Annotated in this window: 18 protein-coding genes; 1 reads left to right on the top strand and 17 read right to left on the bottom strand. The window is 65.3% G+C overall.

Features of this window, described 5'->3' with window-relative positions; translation table 11 throughout:
- Nucleotides 1–40: 40 nt before the first annotated feature.
- From LAN61_13830 to mmuM, 17 genes are all read right to left on the bottom strand, one after another.
- Nucleotides 41–952 carry a LysR family transcriptional regulator gene (locus LAN61_13830; protein ID MBZ5541592.1) on the bottom strand — a complete coding sequence of 304 codons (912 nt, stop codon included), beginning with the start codon at nt 950–952 and terminating at the stop codon, nt 41–43.
- 108 nt (nt 953–1,060) lie between these two features.
- Nucleotides 1,061–5,395 carry a glutamate synthase large subunit gene (gene gltB, locus LAN61_13825; GenBank protein ID MBZ5541591.1) on the bottom strand — a complete coding sequence of 1,445 codons (4,335 nt, stop codon included), beginning with the start codon at nt 5,393–5,395 and terminating at the stop codon, nt 1,061–1,063.
- Nucleotides 5,396–5,512: 117 nt separating this feature from the next.
- On the bottom strand, nt 5,513–6,910 hold the full coding sequence (locus tag LAN61_13820) for a TldD/PmbA family protein (protein ID MBZ5541590.1): 1,398 nt from the start codon (nt 6,908–6,910) through the stop codon (nt 5,513–5,515).
- On the bottom strand, nt 6,907–8,367 hold the full coding sequence (locus LAN61_13815) for a TldD/PmbA family protein (GenBank protein ID MBZ5541589.1): 1,461 nt from the start codon (nt 8,365–8,367) through the stop codon (nt 6,907–6,909). The genes LAN61_13820 and LAN61_13815 overlap by 4 nt, the downstream gene beginning before the upstream one ends.
- A gap of 107 nt (nt 8,368–8,474) precedes the next feature.
- Nucleotides 8,475–9,734 (bottom strand): adenosylhomocysteinase, encoded by a 1,260-nt coding sequence (gene ahcY / locus LAN61_13810; protein ID MBZ5541588.1) that lies wholly within the window; start codon nt 9,732–9,734, stop codon nt 8,475–8,477.
- 66 nt (nt 9,735–9,800) lie between these two features.
- Complete coding sequence (gene metK / locus LAN61_13805; protein ID MBZ5541587.1) at nt 9,801–10,979, bottom strand: methionine adenosyltransferase; 1,179 nt, start codon at nt 10,977–10,979, stop codon at nt 9,801–9,803.
- A gap of 194 nt (nt 10,980–11,173) precedes the next feature.
- A protein-coding gene (gene prfB / locus LAN61_13800) for a peptide chain release factor 2 (GenBank protein ID MBZ5541586.1) occupies nt 11,174–12,329 on the bottom strand; the annotation gives its coding sequence in 2 pieces (ribosomal slippage) (nt 11,174–12,259 and nt 12,261–12,329; 1,155 coding nt in all).
- A gap of 122 nt (nt 12,330–12,451) precedes the next feature.
- Complete coding sequence (lnt, locus tag LAN61_13795; protein MBZ5541585.1) at nt 12,452–14,035, bottom strand: apolipoprotein N-acyltransferase; 1,584 nt, start codon at nt 14,033–14,035, stop codon at nt 12,452–12,454.
- The gene (locus LAN61_13790; GenBank protein ID MBZ5541584.1) at nt 14,035–14,661 is read right to left on the bottom strand and encodes an SPOR domain-containing protein; all 627 of its coding nucleotides are present in this window, start codon (nt 14,659–14,661) and stop codon (nt 14,035–14,037) included. Before LAN61_13790 ends, lnt begins: the two co-directional genes overlap by 1 nt.
- Before the next feature lie 48 nt (nt 14,662–14,709).
- Complete coding sequence (locus LAN61_13785) at nt 14,710–15,474, bottom strand: slipin family protein (protein ID MBZ5541583.1); 765 nt, start codon at nt 15,472–15,474, stop codon at nt 14,710–14,712.
- 177 nt (nt 15,475–15,651) lie between these two features.
- On the bottom strand, nt 15,652–17,052 hold the full coding sequence (locus LAN61_13780) for a nodulation protein NfeD (GenBank protein ID MBZ5541582.1): 1,401 nt from the start codon (nt 17,050–17,052) through the stop codon (nt 15,652–15,654).
- Entirely contained in the window at nt 17,049–18,710 is a 1,662-nt protein-coding gene (locus LAN61_13775) for a tetratricopeptide repeat protein (GenBank protein MBZ5541581.1), read from the bottom strand. Before LAN61_13775 ends, LAN61_13780 begins: the two co-directional genes overlap by 4 nt.
- A gap of 130 nt (nt 18,711–18,840) precedes the next feature.
- On the bottom strand, nt 18,841–19,647 hold the full coding sequence (locus LAN61_13770; GenBank protein MBZ5541580.1) for a tetratricopeptide repeat protein: 807 nt from the start codon (nt 19,645–19,647) through the stop codon (nt 18,841–18,843).
- Nucleotides 19,644–22,271: a PBP1A family penicillin-binding protein gene (locus tag LAN61_13765; protein ID MBZ5541579.1), complete on the bottom strand. Its 2,628-nt coding sequence runs from the start codon at nt 22,269–22,271 to the stop codon at nt 19,644–19,646. The genes LAN61_13770 and LAN61_13765 overlap by 4 nt, the downstream gene beginning before the upstream one ends.
- 95 nt (nt 22,272–22,366) lie before the next feature.
- On the bottom strand, nt 22,367–22,786 hold the full coding sequence (locus LAN61_13760; GenBank protein MBZ5541578.1) for a DUF4845 domain-containing protein: 420 nt from the start codon (nt 22,784–22,786) through the stop codon (nt 22,367–22,369).
- Nucleotides 22,787–22,909: 123 nt separating this feature from the next.
- Nucleotides 22,910–24,349: a proline--tRNA ligase gene (gene proS, locus LAN61_13755; protein MBZ5541577.1), complete on the bottom strand. Its 1,440-nt coding sequence runs from the start codon at nt 24,347–24,349 to the stop codon at nt 22,910–22,912.
- A gap of 420 nt (nt 24,350–24,769) precedes the next feature.
- Nucleotides 24,770–25,720 (bottom strand): homocysteine S-methyltransferase, encoded by a 951-nt coding sequence (mmuM, locus tag LAN61_13750; protein MBZ5541576.1) that lies wholly within the window; start codon nt 25,718–25,720, stop codon nt 24,770–24,772.
- 106 nt (nt 25,721–25,826) lie between these two features.
- Between mmuM and rpiB the strand changes: the two genes are divergently transcribed.
- Nucleotides 25,827–26,297 (top strand): ribose 5-phosphate isomerase B, encoded by a 471-nt coding sequence (gene rpiB, locus LAN61_13745; protein ID MBZ5541575.1) that lies wholly within the window; start codon nt 25,827–25,829, stop codon nt 26,295–26,297.
- The last annotated feature ends 158 nt before the right edge of the window (nt 26,298–26,455 follow it).

The raw sequence follows: 26,455 nt of genomic DNA, 5'->3' as shown, positions 1-26,455 counted from the left end.
AACACGCGTTTCGAGTTTCGCGTTTCGAGTTTCGAGGAACTCAGCGGGAGGCGGCTTCGGTGGCGCCGTGGGTCTTGCGGTGCTCGCGGATGAGGGCGATGAGGGCCTGCGCGGCGCGCGGGATGCTGCGGTCGCGCCGGTACACCAGCCCCAGCTCGCGCCAGAGCTCCACGCCCTCCAGCGAGAGCAGTTTCACCTCGCCGGTCTTGACCTGGTCGCGCGCAAAGCTTTCGCTGATGAAGGAAACGCCGGCATTGGCGGCCACGAACTTCTTGATCATGCCGATGCTCGGCAGCTCCATGGCCACATGCAAGCGCGAGCGGTATGGCCGCAAGAGCTTGTCCAGCACCTGTCGCGTGTAGCCGGTTTTGGGAAAGATCAAAGGCTGCTGGGCGACTTCCTCCAGCGTGACCTTGTTATGGTGCGCCAGCGGATTGCGCGGGCTGACCATCAGCATCAGGCGGTCGCGAAAGACCGGATGGACTTTCAAATTCGGCGAGCGCACCGGCAGGGTGACGATGCCCACGTCAATCGCGCCTTCCTCCAGCCGCTGCAGGATCTTGTGGCTGAAATTGCGGTAGATGCTGATCTGCACCAGCGGGTAGCGCTTCTGGTACTCCGCGAAGATGTCCGGCAGAAGATACAGGCAGGTGGCCTCGTTGGCCCCGAAGACCACCGGGCCCTGCACCGAATCGCTGTGGTCGGCGACGGCCTGCAGGGATTCATCGCGCAGGCGCAGCAGGCGCACGGCGTAGTCCAGCAGCACTTCTCCCGCGGGGGTGAGATGCACGGAGCGTGCCGTGCGGTCGAGGAGTTTCGCGCCGTAGCTCTGCTCCAGCTGGCGGATCTGCGCGCTTACCGCGGACTGCGAACGAAAAACCTTCTGCCCCGCCCGGGAGAAGCTCCCGAGCTTGGAAACTTGCACGAACGTGGTGAGCTGGTCGAAATCCATGATTCGAACGGTAAGAATAAATTATAGCCGATCTTGCGCGACTTTACCGTTCTTTACGGCTCCCCAGGCCGATCCACCCTTCCGCCACCGCTTTTCACGTACCACCGCTCAAGCACCAACCACTGTTTGGGAAATTGTGGAAACGCCTTCCGGCGCTGGCGCTGGCGCCTCGCTGCGCAATTGCGCGAGGATGGGCTTCCAGGTGGCCTCCACCGCGCACGGCAGCTGCACCGGCTGCACCCGCCACAGCGGCAGCGGCCCTTTCTGCGCCAGGAGCTTCGCGGCGCGCGGGCTTCCCGTCAGCCGCACGTGCTCCTGCAGCACCAGGCGCAGCCACTCCTCTTCCTCGCTGCTGGGCGGCACAATGGAGACAAACTCGCGGTTCAATCCGTGCTCCGCTTCCGACGCCAGATACGCCAGCCCTCCGGTCATGCCCGCGCCGAAATTGAAGCCCGTGGAACCCAGGATCACGGCGACGCCCGCGGTCATATATTCGCACGCGTGCTGTCCCGTGCCTTCGACCACGGCCAGCGCGCCGCTGTTGCGCACCGCAAAGCGCTCCCCGGCGCGCCCGGCGACGAAGAGCCGTCCGGAGGTCGCGCCGTAGAGCACGGTATTGCCGATCAGCACGTCGCCGCGCCGCGATGCGCGGGTCCCCGCGGTCACCGCGATGGTGCCGCCGCACAGCCCCTTGCCCACGTAGTCGTTGGCTTCCCCGGTCAGCCGCAGCGTGATGCCGGAAACCAGGAACGCGCCGAAACTCTGTCCGGCCGTGCCGCGAAACGCCGCTTCGTGCTTCTCGTCCGCAGCCTGCCCCGCGCTGTGCCGCTTCACGAACTCGCCGGTCCAGCGCGCGCCGATGGTGCGGTGCGCGTTGCGCAGCGTGAGCACGCTGTTGCGCCCGCTGGCCGCCGTGCCGGGATGCCAGACGATGTCGTAACCGTCGGGTACCATCCGCGGCGCGCATTCCACGCGGCCGCTCGTGGAGCGTGGCGGCGCCGTCAGGAAGGGCTTGAGCCAGGCGGCGTCCTCGGCGACCCGGGCGCGGAGCTTGGTTTCGTCGCCCACCAGGTCGTTGAGCGAGCGCACGCCGAGCCGCGCCAGCCATTCGCGCACCTCGTGCGCCAGGGCCTGGAAGTAGGAGACGATCATCTCCGGCTTGCCTTCAAAGCGCGCGCGCAGCGTTTCGTCCTGCGTGGCGATGCCCACCGGACACGTATTCAGGTGGCACTGCCGGGCCATCACGCAGCCGACGGCCAGCAGCGCGGCGGTGCCGAAGCCGAACTCGTCCGCGCCGAGAATGGCCGCGAGCACCACGTCGCGCGCGAATTTCAGCCCGCCGTCCACGCGCAGGGTTACGCGCGAGCGCAGCCCGGTCCGCGTCAGCGCCTCGTGGGCGTTGCGCAGGCCCAGTTCCCACGGCAGCCCGGTGTTCTTGATCGAGGTGAGCGGCGAAGAGCCCGTGCCGCCATCGTGCCCGCTGATGGTGACCACGTTGGCGCCCGCCTTGGCCACGCCCGCGGCGATGATCCCCACGCCCGTGCCCGACACCAGCTTCACTCCAATCCGCGCCCGCGGATTGATGGCCCGCAAGTCGTAGATCAGCTGCGCCAGGTCTTCGATGCTGTAAATATCGTGGTGCGGCGGCGGCGAAATCAGCGGCGTGCCCGGCACCGCGTGGCGGATGCGCGCGATGTACGCGGTCACTTTGTGCGCCGGCAGCTGCCCGCCCTCGCCGGGCTTGGAGCCCTGCGCCATCTTGATTTCCAGCTCTTCGGCGTTCACCAGATACTCCGCCGTCACCCCAAAACGTCCCGAAGCCACCTGCTTGATCTTGTTCGTGGCCGCCGGCTCGCGGCTGTAGAGCGCGGGATCTTCCCCGCCCTCGCCCGTATTGCTGCGCGCGCCGAGCTGATTCATGGCCAGCGCCAGGGTGCGGTGCGCTTCCGGGCTGAGCGAGCCGAGCGACATCGCCTGGGTGCTGAAACGCCGCAGGATGGAATGTTCGGACTCCACCTCTTCGAGCGGCACCGCCTGCCCCGGTACCAGGCCGAGCATGTCGCGCACCGACACCGGCTCGGCGCGAATGCCCAGCTTTTCATAGGCTTCGTAATTCGCGGCGTCCGGGGAATTGATGAAGGCATGCATCCGGCGCACAACGTCCGGAGACGTGGCGTGGCGTTCGCCCACTTTGCGGAAGCGGTACAAGCCGGCGTCGGGCAGCCCGGCGGTTTCCCCGGTGTACGCCGCGGAATGCATCCGCAGGTAGTCGCCCAGCACGTCGTCGAGTCGCTTGCGGCCGAGATAGGAGGCCGCATCTTCGAAGTATTCCGCGCAGGCCGCCTCTTCCAGGCCGATGATTTCAAAGAGATGGCTGTTGCGGTAGCTGGCCAGCGTGGAAATCCCCATGCGCGAGAGGACCTTGCGCAAGCCCGCATCCACGGCCCGGCGCATCGCGGTCACGCCGCCCGGTACGGCCGATTCCGCGAAGTGCAGCGCCAGATACGGATGCACCGCGCACGCCCCCCCAGCCACCAGCAGCGCCACGTGATGCGTGTCGAACGCCTGCCCGGTTTCCACCACCAGAGGCACATCCCACAGTTCCGCCGCGACCATCGCCTTCCACACCGCCGCGGTGGCCAGCAACGCCGGCAACGCCCCGCGCTCCCGGCTCGCGCCGCGATCCGACAGCAGGATGAGCCCCGGGCGCGCACCGGCCCCGGCCGGGGTAGCGGCGAGGGTAAGAAGGGCGCGGCGCGCACCAGAGACACCGTCTACTACAGGAAAAGTAAAATCGATGCGCTGTACCGGCCCCAGGAGGGCCGCGAGCTCCGCCATCTGGCTGGAGCCGAGCAGCGGCGAAGGCAGCACCACTTTGCCCCCCAAGTTGAGGTCCAGCGACATAACGTGCGCTTCGCGCAACGGATCGATGGGAGGATTGGTCACCTGCGCAAAGCGCTGCTTGCAGTAGTCCCACAGCGGCCGCGGCAGCGCAGAGAGAAACGCCGGCGGCGCGTCGTCGCCCATGCTCCAGTCGGCTTCCTTGCCCTTGGGCAGCGCGGAAAACAGAATCCGGAATTGATCTTCGGTCCAGCCCAGCGCGGCAGCCAGACGTTGCGGCTCTTCCGGCGCCTCCACCGCGGCATCCGCGGACTGCAGACGTCGCAGCGGCGCGGCGTTGCTTTCCGGCACGGATGCGGCCACGCGCTCGAGCACCTCCGCCCAGCGGAAGATTTCGCCCGCCACCGGCTGCACCAGCAGCATTTCGCCCGGGCCCAGCCGCCCGCGCTCGGCGATGCGCGCTTCCGGCACGTCCAGAAGCCCCGCCTCCGAGCCCGCAATCACCAGGCCGTCGCGCGTGCGCAGGTAGCGCAGCGGGCGCAGCCCGTTGCGGTCCAGCTTCGCGCCCACATACTCGCCGTCGCTGAAGATCAGCGCGGCCGGACCGTCCCACGGCGCTTCCGCTTCGCACAGCGATTCCAGCGCGGCACGCTCCGCCGCAGGGAGCTCCGGATCGTTCGCAAAGGCTGGCGGCACCATGCGCAGCAGCGCCTTTTCCGGCGACTGCCCCAGCAGCAGCTCCAGTTCGAACCCGTTGTCCAGGCTGGCCGAATCGCTGACGTTCGGCTCCAGCACGCGGAACCAGCTCTCCACGCCCAACTGCGCCCGGATGTCCGGCTCCTGGGCGCGCAGCCAGCGCCGGTTGGCCACGATGGTATTGATCTCCCCGTTGTGCGCGATGTGCCGGAAGGGCTGTGCCAAGTGCCACGACGGCTGCGTATTCGTCGAGTAGCGCTGGTGGAAAATCGCGAACGTCGTCTCAAACGAGGTATCGCGCAGATCGCTGTAGAACCGCGGGAACTGCCCCGGCGTGAGCAAGCCCTTGTACACTACGCTCCGCGAAGAGAGCGAGCAGAAGTAGGCGCCTTCCGGCACCAGCGTCTCCGCGCGTTTGCGCAGCACAGCGAGGCGCGACTCAAACGGCCGCGTCCCCGCGGCCCCCTCCGGCGCGCCGATGAAAAACTGCAGAATGCGCGGCATCGTGGCCAGCGCTTTGCTGCCGACCGCGTCTCCCTGCGTGGGTACCACCCGCCAGCCCAGAAAGCGCAGCCGCTCCTCGGCCGCGGCCATCTCCACCGATTCCCGCGCCCATTTCTCGCGTGCCGGCGGCACAAAGAGCACACCCAGACCGTACTGCGCCGGCAGAACAACACCCTCTTCCGCGGCACGCGCCCGAAAAAACTCATCGGGGATGGCCGTCAGCAATCCGGCGCCGTCTCCGCTCGCCCCGTCGGCATCCACCCCGCCGCGGTGCGAGAGCCGCTCGAGCGCTTGCAGCGCCAGTTCCACAATTTCGTGCGTGGGCGGGCCGCCGAGCCGGGCGACAAAGCCCGTTCCGCAAGCGTCATGATCCGGATGGCCCCAGTGTGGCTGACGATACATACTAGTTTTTTACCGGGGTGGCGCCGGAATGTACAACGCAGAATTTCGATTCGCTAAATCGGAATTTGTGGGGGGCCCGGGGAGTCCTCCCGGGGGTTCTTGGACCCGCGGGAAAGGCTAAAACTTGGTGACTTCGCTGAAGTGGAAGTCCCGCACTTTCATGGCCGGAACGACCATTTCGAACGCTTCTTCACCTGTGGCGCGCACGGCAGGGCCCAGCAGCTCCACGTTGCGCAGCATCTCCAGGACCGATTGATTGAAGCGAAAATTGCGCACTGCGGTGGTGACCCGGCCCTTTTCCACCAGGAATAGACCGTCGCGGGTCATCCCCGTGAGCACTTTTTCGTAGGGATCCACCTCGCGGATGTACCACAGCCGCGTGGCCAGCAGCCCGCGTTCCGTCCCCGCGACCATCTCCTCGAGCGAGGACTGGCCCCCGGTAAACACCAGATTCATCGGCGCTTCCCCATACTCGTTGGGCAGCGCAAATCCGTGCCCGGTCGGCTGCTTCCGCGCCTGCTTTGCCGCATACCGCGAATAGACCAGGTTCTTGGGCACTCCGCGGTCCACCAGCAGCATGCGCTGCCGCGGCAAACCCTCGCCGTCGAACGGGGCCCCCATCTGCAAAGGGTGGCAGACGTCGTCGGCGATGGTGATGTTTTTGCCAAAAAGCTGCGTGCCCATGCGCTCGTTCAGGCAGGAGCGTTTGTCCTCCAGCGCCGTGGCCGCGAAGTCGTAGAAAAGGAACCCGACGAGGTCGAGTACCGCCGCGGGTTCCAGAATCACGGTGTACCGCCCGGGAGGCAGCTCGCGCGCGTCCACCCCGCGGTGCGCTTTGTCGCTGGCGCGCTGCGCCAGCTCCGGCGGATGAATATCCGCAACCCGCGGCGAGTTGGCCTTGGCCCAGCTCGCCGCCGGCGCCTCCTGCATGGTGACGGAAAATTCGGCGCGTGTCTGGCGGTAGGTGGCGAAAAGCCCCCGGGAATTGGCGATGGCCATCTGCATCTGCCCGCTGGAAAAGATTCCGGCGGCGTTCTGCCCCCGCTTCACCGCCAGGTCGCAGACGCCGCGCACAGCCCGGGCGCGTTCTTCCGGGCGCAGCGCGGCCGTGGCCGGCACAAAGCGGTTTACGCGCGCGTAGCGCTGCCGCCTGAGGAGTGGCAGCAGACGCGGGTCTTTCGGCTGGCTGTGCGCCAGTGACAGGGAAGCCTCGATCGCGGCGCGCAGCGCGTCTTCGTCTACGCGGTTGGTGGTGGCCCGCGCCGTGCGCCCGTCCACGACGGTGCGGATGGAGACGGTCAGGCCGTGTTCCGCGACGTTCTGATGGATGGCATTGTTGGCGAAGCGCGTCAGCGCGTCGGACACTTCGTCGAGCTGCACTTCCGCTTCCGGTGCGCCCGCGGCTTTGGCCAGGCGCAGGACGCTTTCGGCGATGCCCCGAAGTTCGCGCGCGGAGCGCAGTTGCGGCGCGGCGCCCTTCCCCGCCTGGTCTCGTGTTTTGCGTGCAGCGCTCATATCTTTGCGAAGGCCGAGCCGATGCGCACATTGCGGAAGCGCGCCGGCGCGGCGCCGTGGCCCGTGCCCATGGTCTGCATGGGCTGGCCCTTGCCGCAGTTGGGCGTGCCCCACAGCGTCCAGTGCTCGCGCGTACAGATGGCGTCGCAGCCGTTCCAGAATTCCGTGGTGATCCCGCTGTAGCTCGGATTCTTCAGCATCCGGCCCTTCTTCCCGCCCTTGATCTCCCAGCCGATCTCCGTGGAAAACTGAAACTGGTAGCGGCGGTCGTCAATGGACCAGGAGCGGTTGGTCTCCATGAGGATGGCGTCGTCGGTGTCGGCGAGGAGATCGCGGTAGGGCCACGCGCCGGGCAACAGGCTGATGTTGGTCATGCGGATGATCGGCAGGCGGTTCCAGCTTTCCGTGCGCATGGTGCCCGAGGAGCGCTGCAGCCCGATAAGATGCGCCGTCTCCCGGTTCGAGAGATAGCCGCGGAACCATCCGTCCTTGATGATCTCCGTGCACTGCGCGGGAACCCCTTCGTCGTCGTAGGCGAACGTGCCCAGCCCGGGACCGTGCTCCAGGCGCGCGTCGGCGACCACGTTCACGATCCCCGAGGCGTATTTGAGTTGATTGAGCTGGTCCAGCGTCAGGAAGCTCGTCCCGGCAAAGTTGGCTTCCTGGCCGAGCACGCGGTCCAGCTCGATGGGATGCCCGACCGACTCGTGAATCTGCAGTCCGAGCTGGCTGCCCTCGAGAATCAGCGTGCCGGTCTTTTCCGGACACTGCGCTGCGGAGTGCAGCGCCACGCACTCTTCCGCCACGCGCGGCGCATGCTTCAGCAGCTCCAGCGCTTCGACCAGTTCGTAGCCTTCCAGGGCATGCTGCCCGCCAAAGCTGCTGGGATAGGAACGCTTCTGGATCTCCTCGCCCTGAAACGACGTGGCGGCAATGCCGCAGCCGGTTTGCACTTTCCGCTGGTGGATGCGCGAACCGATGCTGGAGGCGAACCAGGAATCGATCTTGCGGAACTGCATGCCCGTCTCGGTCAGCGTCACGCCCTTCACCCGGCGCATCTCCGCGTCCGCAGCCAGGAGCAGCGCAATCTGCGTTTCCAGAGGAATCTCGAACGGGTCCTTGCGGAACGGGCTCTGCCAGCTGTCCACGTACGCGTCTTCCGGCACGAGCACAAGCTCGCCGCGCTTGGCCAGCGCCGAAGCCTTCCCAATCGCCACGGCCTGCGCCGCGCACGCCGCCACGCCCTCGCGCGTCAGCTTGTCCGTGGACGCAAACCCCCACGCGCCGTTGGCGATCACGCGCACTCCCATGCCGATCGATTCCGACTGCGCCAGCGTCCCCACTTGCCCGTTCTTGGTGGTCAGGTCGCGCTGCCGCAGATGCATGGTGCGCACGTCGGCGTAGGTTGCCCCGCGCAGGCGGGCTGTGTCGAGAGCGTGAGTGGCGAGGTCCCACATAACAGTTTTGTGTACGGAGAAAACCCGGCCCTAACGAAAGCAGGGGCACGCTATACCGTGCCCCTGGGAAGATACCACGATTTTCAGCCTGGCTTGGACGGCTCGAACTACGTGCCTTCCTGCCAGGACGCCAGGTAGCGCTCCTGCTCGGGCGTCAGCTTGTCCAGCTTGTGGCCCAGGGACTCCAGCTTCAGCCGCGCGATCTCCTTGTCCAGATGCTCGGGCACCACGTAGACCTGCGCCTTCATGCTCTTCGCGTTCTTCACCAGATATTCCGCGGAGAGCGCCTGGTTGGCGAAGCTCATGTCCATCACCGAAGCGGGATGCCCTTCGGCGGTGGCCAGGTTGACCAGGCGGCCTTCGGCGATCAAATAGATCTTGCGGCCATCCTTGGTCAGGAACTCGTCCACCAGCGGGCGCACTTCACGCTTGCCGGAGCTCAGCGCTTCCAGAGCCGGGATGTCGATCTCCACGTTGAAGTGGCCGGAGTTGCAGATCACCGCGCCGCTCTTCATCGCCTTGAAGTGTTCGCCGCGGATGACGCTCTTGTTGCCGGTCACGGTAATAAAGATGTCGCCTTCCTTGGCGGCTTCGGCCATGGGCATCACCCGGTAGCCGTCCATCACCGCTTCGATGCCCTTCACCGGGTCGATCTCGGTGACAATCACGTCCGCGCCCAAGCCCTTGGCGCGCATCGCCACGCCGCGCCCGCACCAGCCGTAGCCGGCGATGACCACTTTGAGCCCGGCGAGCAGAATATTCGTCGCGCGAATCACCCCGTCCAGCGTGGATTGCCCGGTGCCGTAGCGGTTGTCGAAGAAATGCTTGGTCTGCGCGTCGTTCACCGCGATCACCGGAAACTTCAGCGTGCCGTCCTTGGCCATGGCCCGCAAACGAATCACGCCCGTGGTGGTCTCCTCGGTGCTGGCGATGACGTGGGGCACCAGGTCGGTGCGCTTGGTCAGCAGCATGGTTACCAGGTCCGCGCCGTCGTCCATGGTCATCTGCGGCTTGTGCTCCAGGGCCGCGCGCAGGTGCGCGTAATAGGTCTCGTTGTCTTCGCCCTTGATGGCAAAGGTGGGGATGTCGTAGTGACGGTTGAGCGCCGCGGCCACCTCATCCTGCGTGGAGAGCGGATTGGAGGCGCACAGCACCACTTCGGCGCCGCCGTCGCGCAGCGTGGTCATCAGGTTCGCGGTCTCGCTCGTCACGTGCAGGCACGCCGACACGCGGATGCCTTTGAGCGGCCGCTCCTTGAGGAAGCGCTTGCGGATGATCTCCAGCACGGGCATCTGCTGCTGCGCCCATTCGATCTTGCGCTTGCCGGCATCGGCCAGCGCTATGTCCTTCACGTCGCCTTTTTTCAGGTCTGCTATAGCCACACGCGTGCTCCTCAGTTTTCAGAATTTCGTTCTGTTCCCGGATGCTGCGCGTCAGCGGCTCGCGCCCGCTGCCGCGGGCAGACCCGCGGCCTTGCGCAGCGCATCGGCGCGGTCGCTGCGTTCCCAGGTAAAGCCCGGGCCGCTGCGGCCGAAATGGCCGTAGGCGGCGGTGGCCCGGTAGATGGGCCGGCGCAGGTTCAGCGCCTCGATGATGCCCTTCGGCGTGAGCGAAAAGTTCTCGCGCACCAGCTCGGTGATGCGCTCCTCGGGAATGACCGCCGTGCCGAACGATTCCACCATTACGGAAACAGGCTCGGCCACCCCGATGGCGTAGGCCAGTTGCACTTCCACCTTGCGCGCCAGGCCCGCGGCCACGATGTTCTTCGCGATGTACCGCGCCATGTAGCAGGCCGAGCGGTCCACCTTCGAGGGATCCTTCCCGGAGAACGCCCCGCCCCCGTGCCGGCTGTAGCCTCCGTAGGTATCCACGATGATCTTGCGCCCGGTGAGCCCGGCGTCGCCCATCGGCCCGCCGATGACGAAGCGCCCCGTGGGGTTGATGTGATACTTGGTCCCGCTGTCCAGCATCGCCGCGGGTACGATCGGGCGAATCACGAACTCCAGGACCGCTTCGCGCAGATCGATGTTCGAAACCTTCTCGCTGTGCTGCGTCGAGATGACCACGCAATCCACGCGCGCCGGCCGCCCGTTGCGGTACTCGATGGTGACCTGGGACTTGCCGTCCGGCCGCAGGAAATCCACCACATGCGACTTGCGCACTTCCGCGAGACGCTGCGTGAGGCGGTGCGCCAGCTGGATGGGCATGGGCATCAGCTCATCCGTTTCGTCGCAGGCAAAGCCGAACATCAGGCCCTGGTCCCCTGCTCCGCCGGTGTCCACGCCCATGGCGATGTCGGGCGACTGGCGCTTGACTGTGCACATGACCGCGCAGGTGTCGGCGTCGTAGCCGTATTTGGCGCGATCGTAGCCCACCCCGCGGATTACTTCGCGGACCAGCGTGTCGTAATCGATGTGCGCGCTGGTGGTGATTTCGCCGGCCACCACGGCCAGGCCTGTGGTGACCAGAGTCTCGCAGGCCACGCGGCCCCGCGGATCCTGCTTCATCACTTCGTCGAGAACGGCGTCCGAAATCTGATCGGCGATCTTGTCCGGGTGACCTTCCGTCACGGACTCCGAGGTAAACAGAAAATTTTTCCCTTGCTGACTCAAACTGATCTCTCCTTAGGATAATGGAGGAGCCAAAAAACCTTGCGCCAGACGCAAATTTCCTCTTCTTAATAACTTATGCAGGCTAGCACCCGCTCTTACCGCTGTCAACGCGTTGAATTCACATGTGTTAGAAAATCAGCGAACGGCGGCCTGGCGGGGTCGAACGGCAAAAAATGTAGGTTGAAAGGGCCCGCTCACGCCGCGTCACTGTCGTCTTCGACCTGAACCTCCAGCTTGCCCTTCTTCTTCTTGGCCAGCAGGTAGCTGCGGATGAAGGGATCCAGGTCGCCATCCAGCACGCGGTCCACGTCGCCCATTTCGAACTTCGTGCGATTGTCCTTGATCAGGCGGTAGGGCTGCAGGACGTAAGAGCGGATCTGGCTGCCGAAGCTGATCTCCAGCTTCGTCTCGTCCAGCTTGTCGGTCGCCGCCTGGCGCTTTTCCAGCTCCAGTTCGTAGAGCCGCGAGCGCAGCATCTTCATCGCCAGTTCACGGTTCTTGTGCTGGCTGCGCTCCGCCTGGCACTGCACCACCACGTTGGTCGGCAGATGCGTGATGCGGATGGCCGTCTCCACCTTGTTCACGTTCTGCCCGCCCTTGCCCCCGGCGCGATAGGTGTCCACGCGCAGATCCTCGGGGCGGATGTTCACTTCGATGCGGTCGTCAATCTCCGGGATCACGAAGACCGAGGCAAACGAGGTATGCCGCCGCGCCGCCTGGTCGAACGGCGAAATGCGCACCAACCGGTGCACCCCGCTCTCCCCGATCAGCAGTCCGTAGGCGTTTTCCCCTTCGATGCGCACCGTGGCCGATTTGATCCCCGCTTCTTCGCCCGGTGACTCGTCGAGAACGGCGGCGCGGAAGCCCTTGCGCTCCGTCCAGCGCAGATACATGCGCAGCAGGATTTCCGCCCAGTCCTGTGATTCCGTGCCGCCCGCGCCGGGTTTGATGGTCATAATGGCGTTGAGGTGGTCGTTCTCCCCGGAGAGCAGCGTGCGCGTTTCCAGTTCGGCCACGTAGCTCTCCGCGGCGTCTAGCTCGCGCGCCAGCTCTTTCAGCAGCTCCTCGCGCTGCGCCGCATTCATCTCCTCTTTGGCCAGATGGATATACGTTTCGACGTCGCCGGTGAATCGCGTCAGCTTTTCATCCGCCGCGACCTGGTCTTCCGAGCGCTTGCGCTCGCGCAGCACGCCTTGCGCCGCTTCCTGATCGTCCCAGAAGTCCGGTTTGCTCATGCGCGCTTCCAGCGTCTTCAGGCGCTCGCGATGCTGCGCGGGGTCAAAGATAGCTCCGGACGAGCTGGATGCGCTCCTGCAGAGGTCCAAATCGGTATTCGAGGTCTTCCAGAATCATCTATTATCCAAGATACGATATTCGAAACTCGAAATCCGAAAATGGAAATTCGACAGCTGCCCTCGCTTTATCTTTGCTGCCGGGTTTCGAATTTCGCATTTCGAATTTCATCCTTCTCTTTACGCCGAGCCTGCCTTACCGGCGCGGAACACCTTTGCTAGCAGAATAGCCGAAATGAGCACGCAGAGCCAGGCGAACCAGTCGCCGAACCGCGCATACACGGTCATCCCCGTGCGAAAATCGTACGGCAGATCGGCGGCCTGGCGTACATCCGCCGGCGGCCCGGCGATCACGCGTCCATAGGGATCCACCGACACCGTGTAGCCGTTATTGGTCACGCGTAGCAGCCAGCGGCGGTTCTCCACCGCGCGTATCCGCGCCATCCGCAGATGCTGTTTCGGCGCTGCGGAGCGCCCGAACCAGCCGTCATTCGAAATATTCACGAAAAGCTGCGCGCCATTCGCCGCGAAGCGCCGGATCTCTCCCGGGAAGATCGCCTCGTAGCAGATAAACACGCCGAAGCGCTCGCCGCCGGGAAGCCGCCCCACCGCCACCCTCCTGCCGGCACGGAATCCGCCGACCTCCTCCGAAACCGCGCGCACCACCTGGTGAATCAGCGGAAACGGTTCGTATTCCCCGAAGGGCACGAGATGCATCTTGTCGTAGGAAAAAACCCGCTGGCCCTGCGCGTCCACCAGGATCGCGCTGTTGTACGGCGCGAACCCGCCGCGCGCTTCCCCGCCCGTCGCCTTCCACTCGATCGCCCCCGCCAGAAACGGATGCCCGAAGCGGATGGCCAGGCTCGAAGCCCGCCTGGCAAACTGCGCATCCTGAAACGAAAACGGCGCCGGCGCTTCCGGCCAGATCAGCAGATCCGGCGAATGCGGCGACGGCGCGAGGCTCAAACTCTCGATCTCCGCGAGTGCCGCGGCGTTGGCTCCGAACCAGTCCTGCGGATACTGCTCCAGCTCTGGGAAATTGAGCTGCACCGCGCGCGCATAATGCGCGGGCCGTTGTTCCGGCACAAGACCCGGCCCGATCCACATCACCACAACGATCATCGCACTCGCGCCCAGCAGATACCCGGCGTGCTTCCGCCCTCCTCCCGCAATGGTCCAGGCCAGCAGCGCGTTAAACGCCGCCACCACAAACGACAGCCCGTAGATCCCCGTCAGCGTGGTCAATTGCGCGAGCGCGAGATTCTCCGCCGCCGCATAACCGAGCAGATTCCACGGAAAGCCGATGTCCGGCATGCGCGCCTGCCCGAATTCCATGGCCACCCACAGGAACGGCGCGGCCGCGCAGGCCAGCGTCCAACTCCGCCGCGCTATGCGTTGCACGCACCAGGCAAAGCCGCCCGTCAGGGTGCCGAACACCGCGGCGATGAGCAGCAGCACGCCGATTCCCGCCACCCGCGACATCCCGCCATGCGCCACCAGCACCGTGGCGATCCACGGAATCGAAGCCACTACGAACACGAAGCTGTAGAGAAAGCCGCTCGCGAAAGCCACGCCTCCCCGCGCGCCCCGCAGCGTCAGCAGCAGCAGCGCCAGCGCCATCCACGCAAAGATGCCGAGATACCACCCGGTGCAGGAGAGGGACAACAGGGCGCCGCAAGCCGCGCCGGCAATAAGCCGCAGACAGACAATCGTCTTTTCGTTCGTTGGGGGAGGAAACCGGAAGAGCCCGCGCCGCGGCGCCATCAGCGCTTCACGATGGCCTTGAAGCCGGCGCTCTCCAGTCCCTTCTTTGCCGCGCCGGCGGCTTTCTGGTCGGCAAACGGGCCGACTTGCACGCGATAGAATTTATCGGCGCCGGGCGTGAGCACAAACGCCGGAAACTTCTTTTTCTGCAGAGTCTGCGCCAGCTCCAGCGCGTCGGACTCCTTGGTCAGCGCCGCCACCTGCAGCACGGTTGCGCCTCCGGGAATCAGCGGCGCGTTCATCGAACTCTTCTTCAGCGCCGCGGGCGCCGGCTTCGGGGGCGCGCTGTTCTTCGCGGCAGCGGCAATGCTCTTCGGCGCGCTCTCCGCGGGCTTCAGCCGGTCATTGGACTTTCCGGCTTCCCCCGCGTGATAGAACTCCCACTCCGGATAGGGCGCCGCGGTTGCATCCGGAGGCGCGGAGGAATGTTCGCCGCTCGCGGCGTTCTTGGACTTGGCATCACCCTTGCCTTCCACGGCGGCTTCTGCCGAGCCGTGAGGGTTTGCCGCGGCGCGCACCTGCCCGTCGTACTGGTTGCGCCCCATGACGTAACCCAGCGTGAAGAACACACCGGAGAACAGCAGCATCAGCACAAACAGCCCGATGACGTGCCGCCCTTCCAGCACGCGTTCTCCCCCGCTCCGCCGTTTCCCCCCGGATGCCATGCCCTGCGGTTACTTCCCCCCTAAAGTCTGTACCCACTTGTTAATAATATCGATGGGCAGCGGAAATACAATCGTTGTGTTCTTTTCGACACCAATCTCCGTCAGCGTCTGCAGATACCGCAACTGGATCGCCGTGGCCTGTGTTTCCAGAACGCGTGCCGCGTCGGCGAGCTTTTGCGAGGCTTCGAATTCGCCCTCGGCGTGGATGATCTTGGCGCGGCGCTCGCGCTCGGCTTCCGCCTGCCGCGCGATGGCCCGCTGCATGCTCTCCGGGATATCCACCTGCTTCACCTCGACCTTGCTGACCTTGATGCCCCAAGCCTCGGTGTCCTGGTCCAGAATCACCTGGAGTTTCGCATTCACTTTTTCGCGCTGCGAAAGAATCTCATCCAGCTCGAACTGGCCGACCACGCTGCGCAGCGTCGTCTGCGCCAGCTGCGAAGTCGCATATTGATAGCTCTCGACCTGCGAGAGCGCAAGATTCGCGTCCACCACGCGGAAGTAGCAAACCGCGTTGACCTTCACGGACACGTTGTCGCGCGTGATGATGTCCTGCGGCGGCACGTCCAGGGTTACCACGCGCAGGGGAATGCGGTAGAGCGTCTCGATCGGCCAGAAGACGATGCGCAGGCCCGCGCCCTTCGCCTCCGGGATCATGCGCCCGAGGCGCAGAACCGCGCCGCGTTCCCACTCCTTGATGATATAGATCGAGTTCCAGAACCACGCCAGCACGAACACCACGATCACCACGGTGAAGAGAAATCCGATTTCCATGCGCTCCTCCTGACGGCTCGTCACCCTGAGGCCCCGGTGATTTTGTCGGAGCCTCAGGATTTCCACTGCCAATGCTTGCCCCGCTAAACTCTTTTTCCTGCTGGCTCAGGATCGTTCCGCGCCTGCTCCGCCACAGCTTACGACAAATCCACCATCTCCCGCGAGGAAACGCCGCAACTACGCCGGTTTGGTTTCTGCCGGCTCAACATGCACGGTCAACCCGTCCACGCTTACGATGCGCACGCTTGCGCCCTTGGCCACCGCCTGCGGCGCTGCCGCGCGCCACAGCTCGCCGTGCACCCGCACCATGCCCTCGCGCGCGGCTCCTGCACCGCCCCCGGGGATGGCCGTCACCACGCTTCCGGTGAGCCCGATCATTTCTTCCCGGCCGACCGATTGCTTCCACCCCCGCGAGCGCAGCACCAGCCGCATCAGCACGATCGTCAGTACCGCGAATGGCAGGGTCACCGCCAGCGCGATCGCCAGGCTCACCCCGCCGCCGGTGAGCGGCGAGCGGATCAGAAAAACGGCGCCCAGCAGCATAGCCACGATGCCGCCCGCCGCCAGAATCCCGTGGCTCGTGAATTTCGCTTCCAGAATGAACAGCGCCAGCGCCAGCAGAATCAGAAATACTCCCGCGGCGTTCACCGGCAGAAGGTGCATGGCGTACAGCGCCAGCACCAGGCAGATCCCCCCGATCACCCCCGGCGCAATCAGCCCCGGGTGCGTAAACTCCGCATACAGCCCGAGCACGCCGAAGATCAGCAGGATAAAGAACACGTCCGGTTCGACGATGCGCGCCAGAAAGCGCTGCCGCGCCGAAAGCTCGAAGCGCGTGATCACCGGCTGCGCCAGCTCCAGCCGGACCTTCGTCCCATCGAAGCGCGTGATCTCCCGCCCGTTCAGCTGGCGCAGCAGATCCTCGGGCGAGCTGGCGATTAGATCGATCAGCTTGCCCTCCAGCGCCTCTTTCTCGGTGAACGCTTTGGCCTCGGTAATGGCCGTCTCGGCCAGCACGGTGTTGCGCCCGCGCTGCCCGGCGTAGCTGCGCAAATACGCCGTGGCGTCGCTCATGATTTTGCGCTTGAGCGTATCGTCGATCTGCACCGGAAGCGCCCCGATGGCCAGCAGCGGCGACGCGGAACCCGCATGCGTGCCCGGCGCCATGGCCGCGACGTCCGCCGCGAGCAGAACGAAGAACCCGGCGGAGGCTCCGCGCGCGCCCGCCGGGGAGACATACACCGCCACCGGCACCGGCGAAGAAAAAATCTGCGTATTGATCTCGCGCATCGCGTCGCTCAGCCCTCCCGGCGTATCCATGGTGATCAGCACCAGCGCCGCGTGCCGCTGCGCCGCGTCCTGCAACCCTTCCTTCACATACGTCGCCAGAACCGGCTCGATCTCGCGGTCGATCTGCATCTCCAGCACCGTGGCCCCGCCCGGCGCGGCTTGCGCGCGCAGCGGATTTATCCCCGGCGCGGCCGGCAGCAGCGCCAGCGCGAGAACGAAAACCGCCAGCGCCGCGGCGCAAAAACTGCCGCACGCCCGTGCGCTGCTTCTTTGCAGAAATTTTCTCATCGTCCGGCTCCCGGCTTGCCCGCATCCAGCCGCTGCAGCAGTTGCTTGGCTTCGGTGTAATTCGGCGCGAGCTTCAGCGCCTTCTCCAGCTCCTGGCGGGCCTGTTCCGTCTTCTTCTGTTCCAGATAGATCCGCGCCAGCGCCGTGCGCACGGTCGCCGAATCGCGGGACTTCAGCGCGGCCCGGTACTCCTCCGCGGCATCTTCCAGCCGTCCCTGCCGGCGGGCGATCTCCGCGAGGCCGCGGTGCGCCCCCGCATCGTGCGGATCCGCGGCCAGCGCCGCGCGAAATTCCCCCTCGGCCTCCGGCAGACGCCCGGCGGCAAGCTGCTGGCGCCCGGCGCGGAGGCGCCCCGCTGGCCCGCTGGCCTTCCCTGGCCCCGCTGCAGGCACGGACGCAGGCGCCGCCGGAGCGGCGGCTTCCGCCGTCTCAATCTCCTGGCGCAGCTCCGTGGTGTCCAGTTCCGTCTTGACGCGGTCGAGCCGCGGCAGCAATTCGGGGCGCACCGCCGGCAGGGGCTCCCCGCCGGAAAGGCTGGCGGCGCGCTCCACGTCGGCCTCGGCCTTCTGTCCGCCGCGTTCCAGCGCGTAGATCAGGAGCGCCCGCGCTTCGTCGTCGTCGGGTTCGCGTCCCGCCGCCTCGCGGAAACGCTCCGCCGCGCCCGGAAAATCATTCGCGCGCAACGCCAGCAATCCGAGATTGTAGGGGTAATCGTCGTCGTCAGGATCGAGCTCCGCCGCGCGCACCAGATCGGCCTGCGCCGCATCCGCTTTCCCGCTGCGCAGGCGGGCCACGGCGAGATTGTTCAGAATCTCCGGCAGCTCGCCGCTCGCGCTATTCTTCAGCAGATCTTGCAACAAAAGGAACTGCCCTTCGGCGCGCTCCGGCTGATTGAGCCACAGCTGGCACACCCCGGAGGAAAAAACCGCTTCGAGGTACCGGTCATGCGTCTTCGGCACCCGGCTGAACCAGCTGATGGCCGTGGTGCAATCGCGCCGCGCGAACGACGCCTGGCCGAGCGCGAAGGCCGGGTCGGGCCAGTCGGGCTCCAGGCGCACGGCCTCGCGCAGTTCGCGCACGCGCCCCTCGTCCTCGGCGGCCAGGCGCCCGCGGATGTAGTGCTCAAAGGCGTCCAGTCGCAGGGGCCGCTGCAGCCGCGAAAACTCTTCGAACTGGAGCGGAAAATCCGGATCGCTGGAGGAGAGCAGCCGCCACACCGCGCGCGTGTGCAGCTCCATCAGCGAATCCAGTGTGCCGGATTCGCGCACCGCCGGGAAAAGCGCCGCCGGACTGACGCGCAGCAGCCGGCCCTCCACGGTCAGATTTTTTCCCTCCACGGCGAAACTCCCGAAGAAAATGTAATCGGCATCCAGGTCTTCCGCCAGCCGCAGCATGCTGGCCCGGCTCAGCCGCGCCGAAGACGGCAGTCCATAGCGCTCCAGCTCCGCCGCGCGCACCTCGTGCGTAAACACCTGCTGGCCCGCCGCGGACAGCCGTTGGATGGTCAGTTCCTCCAGCCCTTCGCTCAGCCAGTCCAGGCGCGCATCCGCACCCGCATTTTCAAACGGAAAAACGAGAAAGACTCCGCGCGGCCCGGCCTCTGCCGCGGCGCGCCGGTGCTCCGGGGCGGCCTGCGCGCAGCACAGAACAGGGAGCAAGGTAATTGCCAGAGCGGCCCCCGCGGCGCGAACCAAATGGCTTGCGCGTACTCTTCGCAGCATGTTGCCTCGGATTGTAACAGATGCCGCAAAGGAAACGGATACGCGGGCCGAGCTGTCCCTGGAACACTTAGGGTTGCGCGGTTTCCGGCGGTCGCGGCGCGAGCAGATCCTGCACCTCGGGAGTGGCGCGGACCGCCGCAAAGGCCGGGTCCGTCTTCACGGTCGCGAACGAGGTGTAACCCTCGTCACGCGCTTTGCGCAGGTAGTGCAGGCAGCGTTCCACGTTGCCGCTCTGCGCAAACGACTTCGCCAGCAGGAAATAAAAACGCCCGCGATCCTCTACCGAACGGTCCTGCAGGACCGAGGCGTTGCGCGAGGACATTTGCTCGAAGAACTGCGGATCCAGGGCCAGCGCGTCGCGGAACGCCCGGATCGCCTCTTCGTATTTCTTTTCCGAGAAATAGGCGTACCCAAGATTGCTGTGCAGCACGGCCATCTCCGGGCGCACCGCGATGGCCTTCTGGTAAGCCTTGATGGCTTTGCCATATTTCTTGCGCTGATACCAGACGGTGCCGATGTTGTTGTGCGCATCGGCATAGGAAGGGTTGGCCTTCACCGCACTCTTATAGCACTTCAGGGCCAGGCCCACCTGCCCCATCTGGTGATAGGCGATCCCCAGCTTGTTCAGATACACGGCGTTGTGCGGAGATTGGTCCACGAGCTGCTGGAAGGCCGCGGCCGCTTCCCGGAATTCCTTGCGGGCCATGTGGAGATCGGCAAGCTGTTCTGCAGAAAGGGCTGGCGCGAGGGTAGTTTGCGCTGCGGAAGGAGGTGTGGGCGTTTCTTGCGGAGCGGTCTGCGCTTGCCCTGCCTGGCAAAGACCGAGGACCAGGATGACCGCAGGCAGCGGAATCGCCAGCGTGCGGTGAATCATGGCGAATCTCCTTTCTCCCGCTTGGGCTTATCGGGAGACTTCTTCCCACCCCCAAAGATACCAAAAAGCTTCTGCAGTGGCCCTTTTTTCTTCTCGTCCTTCGCGGCCGGGTCGGTGCTCGCGGGATGCGAAGTAACCGGCACGGCGGCTGCGGGCGGCAGGGCTCCCCCAGTGCTGCCTGGCGCGTGGGGCACGGCGGCAACGGGCGGCGCAGCCCCCGCCGGATTCTGTTGCGTGTCAGGCGCGCCGCCAAACACATGCGAGAGCGAAGAGGCCGGGGGCAGCGTGTTGAAGAGATGCGCGCCGCCGTGGCGCTCGCAGAACTCGGTGGGCGCAGTGCCCGCGAGATAGACTTCGGTACGCGTCACCGGGCACTGCGGGGTGGCCATCTGCAGCGTGTCCGGGTCGATGGCCACGCTGGCGACCCCCTCGGGCGGGGTGAATTCCTTGACATCGCGATACGCGGGCATGGCCGTGGCGCGAATCATGAAGTCCGCCCAGATGGGCGCGGCGGTGTTGCCGCCGGGAAGCCCCAGGTCGCGGTTGTCGTCGAAGCCGATCCACACGATGCACAGGAGGTTGGAAGTGAAGCCGGCGAACCAGCCGTCGCGCGACGTCCCGGTCTTCCCCGCCGCAGGCAGCGTAAATCCGCGGGCGCGCACACCGGCGCCCGTGCCTTTGTTCAGCACGTCCTGCAGGACGCTGGTGACGAGATAGGCGACGCGCGGGTCCAGCACGGCGTGCGTCTGCGGCGTGAATTTCTCGACCATCGCGCCATCGGCCCGTACCACGCTGCGCAGAAATTCCGGCTCCGCGCGCACGCCCCCGGTGGCGAACGCCGTGTAACCGGCCGCGACATCGATAGGCGTCATCTCGTAAGCGCCGAGGGCCACCGCGGGGGTCGCCTGGATGTTCGTGCCCAGGCCCATCTGCCGCGCCACCTGCACCACCCGCCCGTAGCCGATCAGTTCGGCTACCTTGATGGTGGCCACGTTCAGCGAATTGGTCAGCGCGTCGCGCACCGTGACCGTGCCCATGAATTTCTCCCCGAAATTGTTGGGAGTGTACTCTTTCCCGTCGAATTCAAACGTCGTCGGCTCGTCCACGATGGTCGTCGCCGGGGTAACGATGGGGCTCACCCCGTCCACCGCGTTGTCGAACGCCGCCGCGTAGACAAAGGGTTTGAACGCCGAGCCCGGCTGGCGGTGCGCCAGCGCGTGGTTCAGCTGGCTCTGCCCGTAGTCGCGCCCTCCGATGAGCGCCTTGATCTCCCCGGTGCGCGGGTCCAGCGCCACTAGCGCCACTTGCGCCTGCGGCACCGGTTCGTGGCTGCCCTTCTTCTTCTGCTCCTTCTTCCAGGCCGCATAGCGCTTGGCCAGCAGTTCATCCACGTTTTTCATGCCCGCATCCACGGCGGCGCCCGCGGCGCGCTGCAGCGCCGGATCCAGCGTGGTATAGACGCGGAAATTCTGCGCAAGCAGTTCGGTCTCGGAGAATTTCTCGAGCAAGTGGTCCTTCACCATGTCCACGAAATACGCGGCCTCGCTCCCCGTGGCCGCCCCGCGCAGGATCTTCAGCGGCGCCTGCCGCGCCGCCTGCATTTCTTCTGCGCTCAGGTAATTGTTCTCCGCCATCTGCGTAAGCACGCGGTCGCGCGCCTGCACCCCGCGCTCCGGGCGGCGGTCGGCGGAGGAATAATAGTTCGGGGCGCGGATGATGCCCGCGAGATAGGCGGCTTCGCCGGCAGTAAGCTGGCGGATATCCTTGCCGAAATAGGCCAGGCTGGCCTCGCCGAAGCCATGGATGGCGAAGCTGCCACGATTGCCGAGATAGACCTCGTTGGTGTACAGCTCGAAGATTTCCTTCTTGGAAAAGCGCTGTTCGAGCTTGAGCGCCACCATCGTCTCGGCGAGCTTGCGCCGCCAGGTGCGCTCGGTGGTGAAGAAAAAACTGCGCGCCACCTGCATGGTCAGCGTGCTCGCGCCCTGCAGGTGCGATTTGTGGCGCAGGTCGGCCCAAGCCGCGCCCATGATGCGCACCGGATCGAAGCCGGGGTGCTCGAAGAAGCGCTTGTCCTCCGCGGAAAGGATGGCGTTCACCAGCACCGGGGGCAGATCGTCGTAGCGCACCATGCGGCGTTTCTCGCGCGCGCTGTCAAACAGATTGGTGATCAGCTCGGGCTCGATCTCCGCGCTGGGCAGCTCCCCGCCCCCCGCCAGCGGCCGGATCGAGCGGATGGTGTTGCCCACAAAGGTGACCCGCAGGGCATTTCCCGCGCCGAAGTAGGAAAGCCGCGAGGGGCGGATGTCGATGGAGGCGCCCTGCACGGTGTACTGGCCGAGAGAACCATCGCTCGCTACGCTTCGGTAGCCCACGCGTTGCAGGTAGGTGGCCAGCTCGTCGGGACCTATCTGCTGGCCCGGGGCGAGGCGCACCGGGGAGGAAAAGATCTGCGTGGTGTTCTGCAGCACGCCGCCGGCGAGGCGTTCGTCGATCATCCGGGAATACCTGATCGAGTAGTAGGTAAAGACGCCCGCGCCGGTAAGAAATGCAGCGAAGAACAGGCCCAGAAAGGTCAGGCCGAACGCGGAGGTCCAGAAACTTTTCTGCAAGCGGATGCGCAACGCCTATCTCCCGGAGACAGAATCTTTATTGTCTCGCAAGTGAACGCTCTAGGAAAGACAAGCTGCCTGCTGAGGATGGCCCCCGCCAGGCCGCCTCAGGTCAGCGATTTATTATCGCTGGAAGGAGAGAAATGCAATTCGCCGTGGTAGAAAATCAGATCCAGCGGCACCGAGTAATCCACGGTAATCTTGGCGTAGCGCCCGGTGTTCTCGATTTTGATGTCTTCCTTGCGCGCGGGGATGCCCAGGTCCTGAATCTCCTGCCAGATGGTATCGCGCAGCTCGTCGTCGGTCCTGTGGCTCACCGTGGCGAAGCGCGCCACTTCCTGCATCTTGTCCTGGAGCTGGTATTCATTCATGTAGATGGGGATGACTTTGAAGCAGGTGTAGGCCCCCGCAACCAGAAGCACGGTCACGACGATGGCCTTGAGGCGGCCATCGCCGCGCTGGGAGGAGGATTTGCGCGCCGTGGCGCGTCCGGGCTTGCCGCCGAAGATGGGAAGAAGGTTTAGCATGTTCCTCTTCAAGCTACCACCGCGCGCGGGATGACGTCGAGCCGCAGCGCGGGCGCTGTTTCCTGAAAGGAACGGGGCGTCGCGCAAAAGCGGGAGAGGCATTCCTGCCCGCCCCGGCGGATCTCAGTACGCGCGGGCAAAAATGGCGCGCGCGGCGGCGGGCTGGCCACACTTCACGCAGTTCCCCTGCTCCGTCTGCCCTTCCAGTGGGATGCAGCGCATGGTGGCCCGGGTTTCTTCCTTGATGGCGGCCTCGCAGTCGCCGCGGCCGCACCAGAAGGCGGAAGCAAAGCCGTTCTCGACCGCACCCTTCAGTTCGTCGTAGTTCTGGGCCTGGCGCGTGTGGGCCTGGCGGAAGGCCAGGGCGCGCTCGTGCAGCGCCTTCTGGATTTCGTCGAGCAAACGCGCCACCGCGGGCACGAGTTCCGCGATCGCCACGCTGGTCTTGCCTTCCCTGCCGGGACGGTCGCGCCGCGCCAGGACCGCGGCCTGCTTGGCCACATCCTTGGGGCCGAGTTCAATGCGCAGCGGCACGCCGCGCATCTCCCAGTCGTTGAACTTCCAGCCCGGGCTGAAGCCTTCACGCTCATCCAGCACGGTGCGGATCTCCGCCTGCACCAGGCCGGCCTTCATCTTGCGCGCCACGCCCAGCACCGCAGCCTTCTCTTCCTCGGTCTTGTAGATGGGCACGATGACCGCCTGGTAGGGCGCCAGCTTCGGGGGCAGGACCAGCCCCTGGTCGTCGCCGTGCACCATGATGATGGCGCCGATGAAGCGCGTGGAGAGGCCCCAGGAGGTGGTCCAGCAATGCTGCAACTGGCCGTTCTGATCGAGATAGCGGACCTCGAAGGCCTGCGCAAAGTTCTGTCCCAGGAAGTGTGACGTGCCGGCCTGCAGCGCCTTGCCGTCGCCCATCATGGCTTCGATGGAGTAGGTGGTCTGGGCGCCGGCGAATTTCTCGGCGTCCGATTTCCTGCCGGGGATGACGGGGATGGCCGCGTCGTTCACCGCAAAGTCGGTATAGATGTCCAGCATCTGGCGGGTTTCCGCTTCGGCCTCCTCGCGCGTGGCGTGAGCCGTGTGGCCCTCCTGCCAGTAGAACTCCAGGGTGCGCAAGAAGAGCTTGGTGCGCAGCTCCCAGCGGATGACGCTGTTCCACTGGTTCATGAGCACCGGGAGGTCGCGGTAGGACTGAATCCACTTCGACCACATGTGGCCGATGATGGTTTCCGAGGTGGGACGGATGACCAGGGGCTCGGCCAGTTCTTCCCCGCCGCCGATGGTGACCACGGCCAGCTCCGGAGAGAAGCCTTCGACGTGGCTCTTCTCCTTCTCGATGAAGCTCTTGGGAATGAGCATGGGGAAGGCCACGTTCTGGTGCCCGGTGGCCTTGAAGCGGCGGTCCAGGGCCTGCTGGATGTTCTCCCACAGCGCCCAGCCGTAGGGGCGGACGACCATGCAGCCGCGCACCGGGGCGTAATCGGCGAGCTGGGCCTTGAGGACCAGCTGGTTGTACCACTCGGAAAAATCTTGTGCGCGTGTCGGTAGTTTCTCGTCAGCCATGCGGCGGTTAGCCCGTTCTCCTATCGCAAAAAGGCGTGCAGTGTAAACTCCAGAGCGTAATGGAGGCGTGGAATAGTGTCAACGCGGGGCGGAGGAGGAAGTAAACATAACAGACCCCCTCCCCCACCCCTTTTGTGTAAGTGCGGATTACAAAGGAGTTTAAACCCAGTGATTTGGAACTGCGGATTCTGAAGGGGTTAGGGGCTGATTTTCTGTAAGTGCAGATTCTAAAAGACTTTTCGGGATTCAGGGCCAGGGCAGGAGGGGGAAACGAATCGGGGAGAGAGTTTCGAACGGTGCATTGCCGCAACACGGAAAAGGATAACAGATTGTGAAGTTATTTTCGAGGAAAACCTGAGTGGCGTTCGAATGGATTGTGGAAATGACGCGCCCTCAATCAAGATCTTCCGGGACACGACACTAGGAAGCTTGCTGGGGGAGTTTGCGCGGGAGAGCGGCGCGGATGCCGGCGATATCCTCGGGGCGGGTTCCGCAGCAGCCGCCGATCCAGCGCGCGCCGGCGGCGTACCACTGCGAGGCCAGCGCGGCGATGCCGGTTTGCGCTTTATCGCCCCGCCAGCAACGCTGGACCGCGTCCCATTTCTGGCCGGAGTTGGGATAGACGACAACGGGCTTTGCCGATACGGCGCGAATTTCGGAGATGAGCGGCGCCGCCAGGTGCGGGGCGATGCAATTGACGCCGATGGCCGCGACCACGCTCTCCGGATCGAGGCGTTGCGCGCACTCGCGCAAGGGTTCGCCATGCGCGGTGTGCAGCGCGTCGCGGCAGGTGAACGAAAACCACGCCGGGACGCCGGGATGCCGCCGCAGGACGCGGAGGATCACTTCGGCTTCTTCCCAAGACGGAATCGTTTCGCAGGCCAGGATATCCGGCCGCGTTTCGATGAGCACGTTCAGGCGCTCTTCATGAAACGCCAGCAATTCCGCCGCGCTGCAGTTGTAATTTCCGTGGTACTCCGAGCCGTCGCCCAGCGAGGCTCCATACGGCCCCACGGATGCGGCGATCAGCGGCACGCGCCCGTGCGGCTGCGCCGCCTGAAACCTGCCGCGAGCCCTCCGCGCCACAGCAACCGACTCCCGCAAGGCCCGAATCGTCTCCTCCCGGCCGAGGCCTGCCCTGGCAAAGCCCTGGAACGAAACCTGGTAGCTGGCGGTTGTGATGCACTCCGCCCCCGCGCGCAGATAGTCGAAGTGCACGCCCTCGATCACTTCCGGTTGTTCCAAGAGCACCCGCGCCGACCACAACGAGTCGCTGATGTCGCAACCGCGGCTGGCCAGCTCCGTCCCCAGCCCGCCATCGAGAATGCGCAACCCCATCCAACCGCCTTTCTTTCCGCCGCCGACAATCATATAGGAGCGGGCCGACGATGATATCAGTCTTGAAGCGCAGCGGGAGAGCCGAGGGGTGGATTGCGCGTCCCGGCGCAGTCCGATAGAATTCGCAGTGAGCCACCCCATGGCAGAGCCTACATCGAAGCCGCGGATTGCGCTGGGCGCGGACCACGCCGGGTATCCAGTCAAAGAGTTCATTCGCAAATTTCTGGAGGAGAGCGGTTATTTCGTGGACGACACCGGGACGTGGTCCGAGGAGTCGGTGGACTATCCGGATTATGCGCTGGCGGTGGGCGAGCGGGTAATGGCGCGGACGAGCGACATGGGGATCCTGGTGTGCGGCACGGGGATCGGGATGTCCATCGCGGCGAACAAGGTGACGGGGATCCGCGCGGCGGTGGCGCACGACGTGCTCACGGCGCGGCTTTCGCGGGAACACAACGACGCCAACGTGCTGGCGCTGGGTGGGCGGATCATCACGGAGGATCTGGCGCTGGAGATGGTGCAGGTGTTCCTGAGCACGGCGTATGCGGGCGGGCGGCACCAGCGGCGCATTGATGAGATTACGCTGATTGAAAAGAACGAGCGCGGCTAACCCGGATTTCTCACGAGGACGGACGCAAGATGTTGCCATGCCCGTTACGGAGAGGGGTTGGAGAGATTTTTTCCGGTGGGTTGTAAACCGGGATAGCGCCGGAACAGGCAAGCGTGCTCATGCTGCGGCGGGCGGGGGAAGAGAAAGATAACGCAGAG

It is taken from the genome of Terriglobia bacterium (assembly GCA_020072785.1).
Classification (GTDB): domain Bacteria; phylum Acidobacteriota; class Terriglobia; order Acidiferrales; family UBA7541; genus Acidiferrum.
The sequence above is the reverse complement of the archived record's forward strand: the minus strand, read 5'-3'. Positions and strand labels throughout refer to the sequence as shown.